This window comes from Amycolatopsis sp. NPDC000009 (assembly GCF_055563465.1).
Window position 1 is genome coordinate 630,438 of the sequence record NZ_JBVHDI010000003.1, and the last position, 12,710, is coordinate 643,147.

Annotated in this window: 13 protein-coding genes and 1 tRNA gene; 4 read left to right on the forward strand and 10 right to left on the reverse strand. The window is 66.8% G+C overall.

Annotated features, from left to right (window positions below; translation table 11 throughout):
- Positions 1–39: 39 nt before the first annotated feature.
- On the reverse strand, positions 40–1,206 hold the full coding sequence (locus tag ACZ3HL_RS12765) for a CaiB/BaiF CoA transferase family protein (protein ID WP_465530807.1): 1,167 nt from the start codon (positions 1,204–1,206) through the stop codon (positions 40–42).
- Positions 1,203–2,360, reverse strand: a complete 1,158-nt coding sequence (locus tag ACZ3HL_RS12770) for an acyl-CoA dehydrogenase family protein (RefSeq protein WP_465530809.1) — start codon at positions 2,358–2,360, stop codon at positions 1,203–1,205. The genes ACZ3HL_RS12765 and ACZ3HL_RS12770 overlap by 4 nt, the downstream gene beginning before the upstream one ends.
- Before the next feature lie 101 nt (positions 2,361–2,461).
- Between ACZ3HL_RS12770 and ACZ3HL_RS12775 the strand changes: the two genes are divergently transcribed.
- Together ACZ3HL_RS12775 and ACZ3HL_RS12780 are read left to right on the forward strand one after the other, a co-directional pair.
- Positions 2,462–2,806: a hypothetical protein gene (locus tag ACZ3HL_RS12775; protein WP_465420743.1), complete on the forward strand. Its 345-nt coding sequence runs from the start codon at positions 2,462–2,464 to the stop codon at positions 2,804–2,806.
- A 61-nt stretch (positions 2,807–2,867) separates the two neighbouring features.
- Positions 2,868–4,241 (forward strand): alpha/beta hydrolase family protein, encoded by a 1,374-nt coding sequence (locus ACZ3HL_RS12780; protein WP_465530811.1) that lies wholly within the window; start codon positions 2,868–2,870, stop codon positions 4,239–4,241.
- Here the strand turns inward: ACZ3HL_RS12780 and ACZ3HL_RS12785 are convergent.
- Complete coding sequence (locus ACZ3HL_RS12785; RefSeq protein ID WP_465530813.1) at positions 4,238–4,897, reverse strand: S1 family peptidase; 660 nt, start codon at positions 4,895–4,897, stop codon at positions 4,238–4,240. The genes ACZ3HL_RS12780 and ACZ3HL_RS12785 overlap by 4 nt on opposite strands.
- Before the next feature lie 76 nt (positions 4,898–4,973).
- Positions 4,974–5,996: an LLM class flavin-dependent oxidoreductase gene (locus ACZ3HL_RS12790; RefSeq protein ID WP_465420749.1), complete on the reverse strand. Its 1,023-nt coding sequence runs from the start codon at positions 5,994–5,996 to the stop codon at positions 4,974–4,976.
- 230 nt (positions 5,997–6,226) lie between these two features.
- On the opposite strand from ACZ3HL_RS12790, the gene ACZ3HL_RS12795 reads away from it, so the two are divergent.
- A tRNA-Leu gene (locus ACZ3HL_RS12795) sits at positions 6,227–6,310 on the forward strand.
- Here the strand turns inward: ACZ3HL_RS12795 and ACZ3HL_RS12800 are convergent.
- The 6 genes from ACZ3HL_RS12800 to ACZ3HL_RS12825 form a co-directional block, all read right to left on the reverse strand.
- A complete protein-coding gene (locus ACZ3HL_RS12800; RefSeq protein ID WP_465530815.1) occupies positions 6,292–8,040 on the reverse strand; it encodes a recombinase family protein in 1,749 nt (582 codons plus the stop codon). The two genes, ACZ3HL_RS12795 and ACZ3HL_RS12800, sit on opposite strands and share 19 nt — an antisense overlap.
- 147 nt (positions 8,041–8,187) lie before the next feature.
- Positions 8,188–10,365 (reverse strand): cell division protein FtsK, encoded by a 2,178-nt coding sequence (locus tag ACZ3HL_RS12805; RefSeq protein WP_465530817.1) that lies wholly within the window; start codon positions 10,363–10,365, stop codon positions 8,188–8,190.
- Positions 10,355–11,131 carry a hypothetical protein gene (locus ACZ3HL_RS12810; RefSeq protein ID WP_465530819.1) on the reverse strand — a complete coding sequence of 259 codons (777 nt, stop codon included), beginning with the start codon at positions 11,129–11,131 and terminating at the stop codon, positions 10,355–10,357. The genes ACZ3HL_RS12805 and ACZ3HL_RS12810 overlap by 11 nt, the downstream gene beginning before the upstream one ends.
- Complete coding sequence (locus ACZ3HL_RS12815) at positions 11,128–11,454, reverse strand: hypothetical protein (RefSeq protein WP_465530821.1); 327 nt, start codon at positions 11,452–11,454, stop codon at positions 11,128–11,130. Before ACZ3HL_RS12815 ends, ACZ3HL_RS12810 begins: the two co-directional genes overlap by 4 nt.
- A complete protein-coding gene (locus ACZ3HL_RS12820) occupies positions 11,451–11,783 on the reverse strand; it encodes a WhiB family transcriptional regulator (RefSeq protein ID WP_465530823.1) in 333 nt (110 codons plus the stop codon). Before ACZ3HL_RS12820 ends, ACZ3HL_RS12815 begins: the two co-directional genes overlap by 4 nt.
- The gene (locus ACZ3HL_RS12825; protein WP_465530825.1) at positions 11,780–11,974 is read right to left on the reverse strand and encodes a helix-turn-helix domain-containing protein; all 195 of its coding nucleotides are present in this window, start codon (positions 11,972–11,974) and stop codon (positions 11,780–11,782) included. Before ACZ3HL_RS12825 ends, ACZ3HL_RS12820 begins: the two co-directional genes overlap by 4 nt.
- A 172-nt stretch (positions 11,975–12,146) precedes the next feature.
- On the opposite strand from ACZ3HL_RS12825, the gene ACZ3HL_RS12830 reads away from it, so the two are divergent.
- Positions 12,147–12,521 carry a helix-turn-helix domain-containing protein gene (locus ACZ3HL_RS12830; protein ID WP_016333690.1) on the forward strand — a complete coding sequence of 125 codons (375 nt, stop codon included), beginning with the start codon at positions 12,147–12,149 and terminating at the stop codon, positions 12,519–12,521.
- The last annotated feature ends 189 nt before the right edge of the window (positions 12,522–12,710 follow it).

The window sequence follows — 12,710 nt, forward strand, 5'->3', positions numbered from 1 at the left end:
CGAGCGTAAACCTGGAGTTCCTCCAGTCGCTCCCGGAATTCAGCGGGCGATACCGCGGCGAAGGTAATCGTCGGCGTCCACTCCGGACTCGACGAGCAACGCGCGCGTGTGTTCGCCCAGCGCCGGGACGTCGCCCATGCACGCCTCGAAATCGTCGAAGGTCACCGGTGGCAGCAAAGCGTCGATCCGGGCGGATTCGGTGCCGACCTTGCGCCACCGATCGCAGGCCCGCAACTGGGGATGCTCGGCGACCTGGCCGACGTCCTTGAGCTGAGCGGCGGGGACTCCGGCCGCGGCGAGCCGTTCGTCGAGTTCGCTGTTGGACCACCGGGAAGTCCTGGCCGCGACGGCGGCGTCGCAATCCGCACGGTGGGCCACGCGCTGCACGTTCGTGGTGAAACGGGGGTCGTCGGCGAGTTCGGGCGCGTCGAGGACGTCGGTGACGAGGGTGCGCCAGCCGGTGTCGTTCTGGACGCCGATCAGCATCTGACCGTCGCGGGTGGGAAAGGCGTCGTACGGCGCGATCGAACTGTGGCTCAATCCCATCCGCTCCGGCTCGCTCCCGGCGTACATCCGGGTGTTGAGCGCGTATCCCATCCATTCGACGGTGGCCTCCAGCATGGAGACCTCGATCGTCGCGCCCTCGCCGGTCCGCCAGCGGCGCAGCAACGCCGCCAGCACCGCCTGCGCGCAGTACATGCCCGAGGCGATGTCCGCGGTCGGGATCCCGGTCTTCGCCGGAGCCTCCGGGGTGCCGGTGATCGCGATGAGCCCGGCCTCGGCCTGGATCAGCATGTCGTAGGCCTTGCGCTGCTCCATCGGCCCGCCCGAGCCGAAACCGGACAGGTTCACCACGACCAGCTCCGGGTGATCCGCCCGCGGATCACCGAAACCGAGCCGCTCCGCCGCGCCCGGGGCGAGGTTCTGCACGAACACGTCGGCCTTCGCGACCAGCCGCCGGACGACGTCACGGCCTTCGGCGGACTTGAGGTCGACGGCGAGCGACTCCTTGCCGCGGTTGAGCCAGACGAAATGCGCGCCGCTGCCGTGTACCGCGTGGTCGTAGGCGCGCGCGAAATCCCCGCCGTCGACGCGCTCGACCTTGATCACGCGCGCGCCGAGATCGGCGAGGTTGCGCGTGGCCAGCGGAGCGGCGACCGCCTGCTCGATGGCGACAACGGTGACCCCTTCGAGTGGCCGCGTCATGCTTTCTTCTTCTCGGCCCGCACCAGGCCACCGCCGATGATCAGCCGTTGGATCTCACTGGTGCCCTCGTACAGCCGCATCAACCGGACGTCACGGTAGATGCGTTCGACCGCGACCTCGCGCATGTAGCCACTGCCGCCGTGCACCTGCACCGCGAGGTCCGCGGCCTTCCCGGCCATTTCGGTGCAGAACAGCTTCGCCGCCGACGGCGCGATCCGCCGGTCCTCCCCCGTCACATACGACCGTGCGGCCTCGCGGGCGAGTGCCCGGCCGGCGAGCACACCGGTCTGCTGATCCGCGAGCATCGCCTGCACCAGCTGGAAATCCCCGATCGGCGTACCACCCTGGGTCGCGGTGGCGGCGTAGGCGACCGACTCGTCGAGCGCGCGCTGCGCCGTCCCGACCGCCAGGCCCGCCATGTGGATCCGGCCGCGCGCCAGCGACGTCATCGCCGCCTTGTAGCCGACCTCCCCGTCCCCGCCGACCAGCGCCTCCGGCCCGACACGGACCTGCGAGAACGTCACGTCCGCGGTACGCGAACCCTCCTGCCCCATCTTGGCGTCCTTCGCCCCGACCGTGATGCCCGGCGCGTCCGCGGGCACCAGGAACACCGCGATGCCGGTGTCGATACGCGCGAAAACCACGAACAACCCGGCCTCGGTGGCGTTGGTGATGAACTGCTTGCCGCCGTCGATCACCCAGCCGTCCCCGTCCGGCTTCGCGCTGGTCCGCAGACCGGCCGGGTTCGATCCGGCACCCGGCTCGGTGAGCGCGAACGACGCGACGACCTCACCCGACGCGATACCCGGCAACCACCGGGCCTGTTGTTCCCGGGTGCCGAACCCGACCAGCACCTGTCCGGCGATCCCGTTGTTCGTGCCGAACATCGACCGCAACGCCAACGACGTGTAACCCAGCGTCATCGCCACCTCTACGTCCTGCACCAGATCGAGGCCGAGCCCGCCCCACTCCTGGGGGATCGCGTACCCGAACAACCCCATCTCCGCGGCCTGCGTCCGCAGATCGGCCGGGATGGCGTCCGTGCTCATGATCTCCAGCTCGCGAGGTACGACGCGGGTGCGGACGAAGTCGTCGATCTGGCCGAGGACGTCCGCGAACACGTCGTCGGGGACGTCGGGGTTGCCGGTGTACATACCCTCACTATCGATCACCGTCCGGACTTCGGTCCACCTCACAGAGTGGATCTGGCCGCGAGACCTACCGAAGATGTTGATCACCGTCCTAACCTCGAACCATGCGTACACGTACTGCTTTCCTCGCCGTCGTCAGTGCCGTCGCCTTGTGCTTCACGATCCCGGCGGCGGCTTCCGCGGCCGAAGGCGAATTCACCTACCGCTACTACGACGAAGACGAAGAGATCCAGGTCGGCACCCTGGTCGATCCGCCCAGCGGCGAATGTATCGAGATCCCCGAAATCGCCGACTGGGACATCGACGCTTTCCGTCCGCGCAACGACACCGACTCGACCGCGGTGGTGTTCCTGGACGACGATTGCTCGAGCGATTCCTACTTCACGCTCCGCCCCAACGGCGGACGAGGTTCGGACAGACTTCTCCTGCGCTCGGTCATCTTCAGTTAGGCCGACCGGATCTCGACACCGCACCCCGCGCGGCGAAAGATGAGTCCCGGGGGTGGTCGTCATGGCACGACGTGGTCTGACTTTCCTGGCCGTGCTCACGATCCTTCTGGGGCTGATGGCTCCCCGCGTCTCGGCGGACGCCCCCGTCGCCAGATACGAAGGTGAACTCGAAGGCGCACGCTATCTGGTGCTGGTGCCGGAAAACTGGAACGGCACGCTCATGCTGTGGAGTCACGGGATGTACTCCCTGGCGTATCCGGAGCCGGAGCGGATCGCGCTGACCTCACAGCCCACGACGGAGTCGTATCTGCTGGAGCAGGGGTACGCACTGGCCGCGTCCCAGTACCGGACCGTGCGCGGCTGGTCGATCGAGGAGGCGCTGACCGACCAGATCCGGTTGCACGACTGGTTTTCCCGCACGGTCGGCAAGCCGCGGCGGACCATCGCGACGGGTGAATCGGTGGGAGCGATCACCGCGACCCTGCTCGCCGAGCGGAATCCGCGCCGGTTCGCCGGTTTGATGACCTTCTGCGGCAACCTCGCCGGCGGGGCCGCGCACTGGAACTCCGGTCTCGATCTCGGGTTCGCGCTGAACACGCTGCTCGACGCGCGGCTGGATCTGGTGCGGATCACCGATCCCGCGGCCAACGCGGGCCGGTTCACCGACGTGGTGCGGGCCGCCACCGCGAACCCGCAAGGCCAGGCCAGGCTCGCGCTGGCGAACGCGCTGGCCGAAATCCCCGGCTGGTTCGACGCCACCCGGCCCCGGCCGCAGGCCGTCGCCGATCAGGTTTTCTGGCAGGGCGTATGGGATCGCTTCTACCGCGTCAGCGCTTTCGGCGTGGACAGGGTGGCGCTGGAACAGCGCGCGGGCGGCAACCCGAGCTGGAACGTGGGCGTCGACTACCGGCGGATCCTCGCGAAGGCCGGTGAACGGCCGCTCGTGGAACGGGCCTACACGGAGGCGGGACTCGACCTCGACGCCGACCTCGACAGGCTGGCGAAGGCACCGCGAATCGCACCCGATCCGGCCGCTGTCGGCTATCTGGCGCGGTTCGGGCTGCCGCTGGGACGCACGCCGGTCCCGGTGCTGACCATGCACACCGTCGCGGACGGCACCGCGCCGGCGGCGCACGAACGCGCCTACGCCGAGCGGGTCGGGCCAGACGACGATCTCCGTCAGCTGTTCGTGAACCGGGCCGGGCACTGTGTGTTCACCGCGTCCGAGGAGATCACCGCCCTGCGCACGCTGGAGCGGCGGCTGGACGCCGGGCACTGGCCGTCGGACGCGCCCGCCGCGCTGAACTCCGAAGCCGGCGAGCTCGCGCCGGACCACCAGACGATCTTCGACGCCGTCGGGGAAGCCCGGGTGACGACCACCCCGGCGTTCGACCGGCACTCCCCTCCCCCGTATCCGAGGGTCCTGCCGTTCTAGGTGCCGGTGAGGATCGTCAGCCCATAGGCCGACAGGACGCGGTTGACCGGGTAGAAGTAGGTCGTGCCGCCGGTGGAGCAGTTCCCGCTGCCGCCGACCAGCACTCCCTGCGCCTGCGTCCCGCTGACGAACGGCCCGCCGTGGTCACCCGGCTCGGCGCAGACGGACGTGCGGGTCAAGCCGGTCAGCGTTCCTTCGGGGAAGGTGATCGACACGTTCTTCGCCTGGATGATCCCGCAACGCCATCCGGTGGTCGCGCCGTACCGGCACACCGACGCGCCGACCGGGGCCTCGACCGAACCGGTGATCGTGACGCGGCCGTCGGTGGGCGGGATCGAGCCCACGAGCCGCCAGTCGGTCGTATTGGTCACGCGGATGACGATCGCGCCGGTCGGCGGGACCTGAGCGCCGGCGACCACCCCGACCACCCGGCCCGCGCTGCGGATGGTGTCGCCGGGTTTGCCGCAGGCGGAACTCGCGATGAGGTAGCCGGTATTGCCCGAGACGGCGGCGAACCCGGCCGTGCACCGCGTCGCGGCACTGCTCTGCAACACACTTCCGCCGCCGAGCGGCGCGGGAGCGCTCGCCTGCGCGGTCGACGGCAGGGCCAGGCCGAACGCCAAAACCAGGCAGGACAGGGATCGGGGCAGTCTCACGGGACCCTCCGATGGCCGGGGATCACCCGATCGTAACGAGCGAAACGCCCCGGCCCATCCGCCGAACCGCGCATTCTCAGCGCCAGCCGAGCTCCGGTGCCACGTGCGTGAGGATGCTCTCCAGCACATGCGCGTTGTACTCGACGCCGAGCTGGTTCGGGATGGTCAGCAGCAGAGTGTCCGCGGCCTCGATCGCCTCGTCCTCCTTCAGCGCCCGCACCAGCTCGTCCGGCTCGGCGGCGTACGAGCGCCCGAAGATCGCCCTGGTCGTCTCGTCGATCATGCCGACCTGGTCCCGCGAGTCCCGATCACGGCCGAAGTAGGCGCGATCCAAGTCGTTGGTCAACGCGAAGATACTGCGGCTGACCGACACCCGAGGCTCGCGCTCGTGGCCGGCCTCCTTCCAGGCTTCGCGATAGGCCTCGATCTGCTTGCGCTGCTGAACGTGCAGCGGCTCACCCGTCTCGTCGTCCTTGAGCGTGGAACTCTGGAGGTTCATCCCCTGCTCCGCCGCCCACACCGCGGTCGCGTTCGAGCTGGACCCCCACCAGATCCGCTCGCGCAACCCCTCCGAGTACGGCTCCAGCCGCAGCAGCCCCGGTGGGTTGGCGAACATCGGCCGCGGATTCGGCTGCGCGAACCCCTCGCCCTCGAGCAGTTTGAGGAAGACCTCGGTGCGCTGCCGGGCCATGTCCGCGACGGTCTGCCCCTCCGCTGGGCCGTAACCGAAGTACCGCCAGCCGTCGATCACCTGCTCCGGGGACCCCCGGCTGACCCCGAGCTGGAGCCTGCCCCTCGAGATGAGGTCGGCGGCGCCCGCCTCCTCGGCCATGTACATCGGGTTCTCGTAGCGCATGTCGATCACGCCGGTGCCGATCTCGATCTTCGACGTCCGGGCCCCGATCGCCGACAGCAACGGGAACGGGCTGCCCGCCTGCCGCGCGAAGTGGTGCACACGGAAGTACGCGCCGTCCACGCCGAGCTCCTCGGCCGCGACGGCCAGGTCGATCGACTGATGCAGGAAGTCGGCGGCGGACCGCGTCTCGGAGTGCGCGCTCGGCGACCAGTGGCCGAAGGACAGGAAACCAATCTTCTTCACGCCGTTGTAAGCGCCTCGCGCAGGGGTTTGATTCCCCATGGCCTGCTACTTGCTGCAACCATCCGTCACGCTTCGCACTTTAGGCTTCCGACCTGGGGACATGTGGCCCCTTGGGGGCACGGAAGTTGTCAGAGGGTAACCGGTCATCGTCTCAATGTAGGTCTGCGTGACGATACGGACCCCCCTGATCGAGGCCTCTTGGGCGACGTATACTCTTCTCACATCAGCAAGTCCGAGTGGCGGAATGGCAGACGCGCTAGCTTGAGGTGCTAGTGTCCTTAACGGACGTGGGGGTTCAAGTCCCCCCTCGGACACACGCAGTATCTACACCGGGGCTGGTCATCGCATAGATGGCCAGCTCTTTTGGTTCGTAGCGTAACTCTAGGTTCAACCGCTGGTAGAGCCGGGCCAGCCCTGCTGGCTTCGCATCGGCGAGCATCGCTCCGACATCACCGAGCGAATCGATCATCGCGTAGACCTCCGCGTCCGTGATTCTCCGGCTCGTAGGAGCGCCTTCCAGCTCGGCCTTGGCCGCAACACGCTCCGCGTGTGCCTGGTTCATGGCATCGACGACGGCCGTGGGATCGACTCCCGCCCCGATGGCTTCCTGGAACCGACGAAGCCGCGCCTCCGCGTCCGCCAGCCGGCGCCGAGCCGCCTCGTGCGCACCGCCAGTGTTCCCACCAGCGGAGTCAAGCAGCGCCGCAACGGTCTGGTCGACGTTGTCGGGCGCGAACAGCCGCCCGATCCACCCATTGAGCGCTTCGACCACTGTGCTTTCACGCAGGTTCACGGTCTTCGGGTGGTCGGCGAGCATCGCTGAACCTGGCGCCATCGTTCGGGCCGTGCAGCGGTAGTACGCGCCCTTGCGGATGGTCGCACCTTGCATCTTCCGATGACAGACTCCGCAACGGACCAGCCCGCGTAGAAGGTATGTCCGAGCTGTGCTGCGAGCGCCTCGCTCCGCCTTCCTCGCTGTCGCCAGGCCGCCGCTCGCCTTCGAGCGTCGAAGCAATTGAGCTTGCGTGAACGTCTCGACAGACACGATCTTCGGATGAGCCTGGTTCCTCGACCGCACCACGCGGTCCGGAGAAGCGCGCCGGAAGCGGACCACGTGGCCGGCTGCTACGTCGTCGGGATCCAGCAGCATCTCGTGCTTGGCCCAGCGACCGAAGATCGCATAGCCGGTGTACCGCGGATTCTCCAGAATCGCTCGAACCGTGCTTGCCTGCCAGCCGTCCGCCAACCGGTGCTGATTCTGATCCGGCCGTTTCGCCGACGGGCACGGGATTCCTTCGAGATTCAGCATGTTCGCGATCGCGCGATCACCGCTTCCGTCGAGATACTCGGCGAAGATGCGACGAACTACCTCGGCGCCGGGCTCGTCGATCGCGAGCAGGCGCAGCCGGAACCCCTCCGCTGCCTTCCTCGGGTTCGGATGTGGCCCGCCATCTACGACCACGTACCCGTACGGTGCACGGCCTCCCTGGTGCCGTCCCTCGTTAACGACCTGCGCGTCCATCGCCGCCCGGACCCGCGCCTGAACGTGCTGCCGCTCCGACTCACTCATGCCACCGAGCACGCTCATCAACATCTTGTGCGACGGATTCCGCGGGTCGAACCGCCCGCCGAGCTCCGGCACCCACAAGTCCACGCCGTACGCAGCGAACCGCGGAGCGATCAGCGAGAACTGGTTGCCGAACCAACAACGGGTCCCCTCACCGACGACCAGGGCGTTCCACGTCCGGCGAGGATTCTTCAGCTCGTCGAGCAGCCGCGACGCTTCGGTCCTCCGATCCCACGGCACTGACCGCGACTGGCCCACGTCGAAGTACTCGGCCACGATCCGGCCGCCCAGCGGCTCGACGAACTTGCGCGCGTTCCCGATCTGCCAGCCTCGCGAGGTCTCCGGGTCCTGGTTGTCTTCAGTAGAGCAGCGACCGTAGACCGCCAACTCGCCGATCCCGTCGTCCACGGGCTCGGCTACCTCAAGGCCCAGGATCTCGTCCAATTTCGACCATGGGTCGCTGATTTCAGCGGTCATCGGTCGCCTCCCTTCCTGGTCCATCAAGGACCGGCACCTCAGTCAGGTCGATGAGAACCGCCAGCAAGGCGCGTGCCGCCGCAGGCGTCAGCTCAGGCAATCCTGCAGGTAGGATAACCCGACAAGGCTGGTTGTTCTGGTTTGCGCTCATCGCTGGGCACCCGTGGCAGCGTATACATCGCCATGACCAGCTTGCTCGACAGCACGGCGGATATCAGCGGTCAGGTAGCCCCGAACCTGCCGAGTCTCACCGTCCTCGCTGGTCACACGGTCTCGCGTCGGCCGACATCCTGCTTCGGTCATCTGCTGCGAGAACATCCTGCGTTCGATGCCGAGCGCCTCCACCAACTCGGCCGTGGGGACGAACTGCCGCCCCTCAGGTCCGAGGTCGACTCCCAGATACTCGACGAGCGCAGAGAGCGGTTCTGGTAACTCAGGCATCGATGGGCTTGTTGCAACCCCCGCGCCCAGAGCGTGTGCAACGGCAGCGTGATCGAGTGTTGGCATGCCGTCCTGACCGGCCGCATGCCCTGTCAGCGTTCCAGCCGCCTCCCGCAGAGCGCGCCCCTGCTGACAGATGGTCTGCCAGTCCTCGTTCGGCATGTAGTACGTGCGGACCGTCATCGCCAACACATCCGCCCCAGCCGCCGTGTCACCGTCCGGCCTGAGGATGCCCACGCCCTTGTGCGACGGCAGAAGGCGAGACGAGTCGAACCCGCGGGTGTTCATCTGCTCGCCGAGCACGATGTTTGAGTCACGCCAGTCCATCACCCGAAGGGCGAACCGTGATCCGAGCACCGCCCGGAGCCCGGATGGGATGGTCTTGGAGTCGGGGCGTTGAGTGGCGAGTACGAGCACGATCCCGGCCGCCGGCCCCTTCTTGGCCAGCCACGTCAACAACTCGCCGATGTACTCGCCTGCCGCAAGCCTCTTTCCTTGTACCTCAACAGGAGTGCGATCTTCGAGCGGCACCTGAACCTCGTCGATGAAGATCGCCGTTATCGGCATGTTCAGCGCCTTGTCCCGTGACATCTCCGGCGTCACCTTCGATTCCGGGCATACCAAGTCGTCCAGATCCCGCATACGCCGGAACCTGCCCTGGACTTCGGCAACCAATTCGGCCAGCCAATCAATGAGGGCCAAGACGTGTTCAGGCTCGTCACCAGCCATAAAGCGGTGCGCAACTCGCCCGGCGGCGACCCAATCTTTCCCAGCCTTGAAGTCCGCCACGTACAGCCGCACCCAAGCGTCCAGGACAAGTCCACTAGCAGCGAGCCGGGCAGCGAACGTCTTACCCTGCCTGGGAATAGCGCCGATCAGAAGCGACGTCCACACGAGCGGCAGATCGATCCGCCGATCTCGCGCGTCACGTCCGAATGGGACAGGCCGCCAAGCATCCCAGCGCGTAACGCCGAGCAGCGGCGTCTGAAGAGGCGCACGAACGTACGGGTCCTCATCGGCGACCCACATCGAGATCCGGCCGGCATGCCCACCGTTTCCGCGCACGCGCTCCACGATGAGCTGAACTTCGTCGACTGCCAGGGCTGAAGCCAACGCATCCCGATTCTTCACGACATCCGCGGCCTTCCGCGTCGCCGGCAGGTCCACGGTGACCGCCCAACCGTCGCCCACACGCGTTGCTCGTTCCACCAAGCGAAGTGTCTCGTCCTTTCCGATCAGCTTCGCGTCGCGGAACGCATCCACAAGAACTTGCGGATCCATCGTCCACGTCAGCGTGCGCGGACCGGCAAGCGCGGGCTTCCGTCCCGGACTGCCATCCTTGCGGCGTCCCAGAATCGCCAGCGCCAGTGATGCGACAGCCCCGCCGATCCACAGTGGATCGTGTCCGTACAGGAGATCCACAACGGCGACCGCCAACGCCACTATGGCAACGACGGCACCAGTGACCTTCCAGCGGAACAGCGTCAGTTCACGAATCTCCGTGAACTTGTCGGCAAGCTTCTCCGAGTCCTCGGCAGCCGTCCGATAGTCGTTTACTTTGACCCAGCCTCGCCAGGCGCGCGTACCGGCTACGGCCCCACGGACCACCGCACCCGCGTACCGAAGTGGCGACTTGATTATCCAGACCACGGCGTCCTTCGCAGCCTGGACGGCTTGCGGCCTACTCTTCATCCACAGTGGCACTCGCGGTGAGTGCTTCCACCAGCGCGCGAGCCGCCGACGGACGGTCCGAACACGCGGTTGGGGTAGCGAGTCGTCGATCAACTCACCGTCCAGGATCGGCCCGATGTGCTCGACGTCGCCCGAGGCCATTCGGGCCAGAGACACACCGCTGTCAGCCTCTGAACTCGCTTCAGCTGCCATGGCGCACCCCCTCGGCCACCTCGGCCGAAAGCTCGGCAGCGAGCCGGGAGGACAACCCGCGCGAACAACCAGTGACCTCTCGCACCCAGGCAGGCGTCACTCTGACGTCGGGTTTCCAGGCCAGCCGCGCGTCGGCGAGGTAGTCGGCGAACAGCCGACGAGCGGGGCGTTCACGATCAGCCGTCGCCAGTTCATGAACATCCGCGGGTTTCGCAGTGTTCACGAGAGCAACCTGCACGGCGTCCGTGAGCTTGTCGCGTAGGCCGGTAACAGCTTCGGCTGCGACGAATACGACCATCGGTGGCACGGAATGCAAGACCACTCCGGCCGGTGATCCGGCGGCCCACGAGGACCAGGTGTTCATGACGTAAGTGGCCGCCAGCGTGAGCCACTTCGCCGCACGGACCCACCGCCCGGTGTGAACCTGGTACCGGGCGGTGACCTGCTCAGCTCGAAGGATGGCGAGCAGCACCAGGCACACAGTCGGGTCCAGCAGCCAGGCCGTCAGCCAGGGCAACGAGCCGAAATCCGATCCGGCGGCAGCGAACGACTGGACGTTGGCCGCGGTGAAAGCCAGTCCGAGGATGATTCCGGCCCAGCACAGCCGGTCGACCTGAGCACGAACTCGTTCGATCCGAAGGGCGACGACGTCCGGATGAGTGCTCCAGCGGCGGACATCGGCAGCCTCTGTGGCATCCGCGGCGAGACGCTGAGCACGACTCACCGACGCCGTACAGGACGCAGCCTCCTGTTTCGTGTCGATCATCGGCCACCGCCTCGACCTGAGGTATCGAGCGATGTGACGGTCAGAGCGCGGGTCAGGACGTAGGCCGCGATCAGGTCCGGCACTCCGAGTACCACGAGCAACAGAGTCGGGTTGCCAGGATGTGTGATCACGAGCCACTGCACACCCACGAACGCCACGCCCGTGAACAGCACCTTTCCGGCGAGCGAGACGACTCGTGCGCCTGCTCGTGCCGTTTCGGCGGCGCGGCGCGCTTTGCGTGCGCCGACACGCCACACCATGAACAGGGCGAACAGAACACCAAGTCCAGCGAGAACCTGTGTCGTTGAGAGGGTGAGCGTCATCGCGCCTCGCCTCCTCGGAGACGCTGCCAAGTCGTGTGGAGGATGCGCCGGTCGGTATCCGGCATCGCACCCCACACGCCGAGAGCATCCGGTCCGGTAGTGCGGAGATCGAGTTCGAGGCACTCATCGATCACCGGACAGCCGGCACACAGTCGCTTAGCCAGGTCCCTGTCAGGTGGATCGTCCCCGGTCAATTCCGGTAGGTCCGCGCGCTCGAATGCCCAGAAGCACAGGCCGTCCCTTTCGACGACCTCCTTCAAGACCGAGTCAGGCACAGGGGCGAACCGGGCTAGCTGGGCAGCGATCGCCGTGTAGTCGAGTTCGCTCATCGCGCACCTCCACCGAGGGCTCGCCGCAGCTCTGAAGCCGAGATGACGAGTCGCGAACGGCGCCGCTCGGCCCGCAGTTCGCCGATCCGGATGGCGCGATGGATCGAGTTGAGGTCAACGCCGAGAATCCAGGCGGCGTCAGCCGGTGAGTAGAACGCTGGACCGCCAGCGTCAGGCATTTTCTTCTGCATTGGGGTAGTCCTTAAAGTCGGAAAGCTGATTTGAGCCTTAAAAGTGCGCTGATTTAGTCGCACAAAGGCGCGAGAATGGTCCGAACGCGCGACGCGGTGTGGATCTCAGCGTCGTTGATTCCGTCAAGCGCTAATGTCGGCGCTGAGGCGGACCACGAAGGAAGAGGAATAGGTGTCGGAAGACTGGGCGGCGGTCGCGAAGACCATCAACGAGCGCGTACACGAGCTCGGATGGAAGCAACGCGAACTGGCTGAGCGCTCGCAGGTCTCCCAGGCGATCGTCCGCGAAATCCAGAACCACACCGTGGAGCGCAAGCGAAGCGACCGGACGCTCGAAGCGCTTGCGGTCGCGCTCGGTTTGCACCCGCAGCATCTGCTCGCTGTCCTGCATGGCCGCATCCCGCCAACCCTCGGCCAGCCTCGCGAAGACATGGAAGACGCCGTATCGGCGCGACTCGCTGTCATCGAACAGCGGCTGTCGCAGATCACCGAGCACCTCGCCGATCTCACTGAACTGCTCCGCCGCGATGGGACTTCCCGCGGCTAGCGCGAAATCCTGTTTGCGATCGGCCGACTCGGTCGACCGCCGGTGTTCCTTGTCGTTTCTCATGTCACCAAGAAACGGCATTTTTCCGGGCCGCGGGAGCTGGCAGCGGTTTACATGCCCCGTGTTATTCCCTGTTATCTCCGCAGTTCAAGGCCGGTGCCGGAGGTGCGCGTCATGAACTCGGCGAGC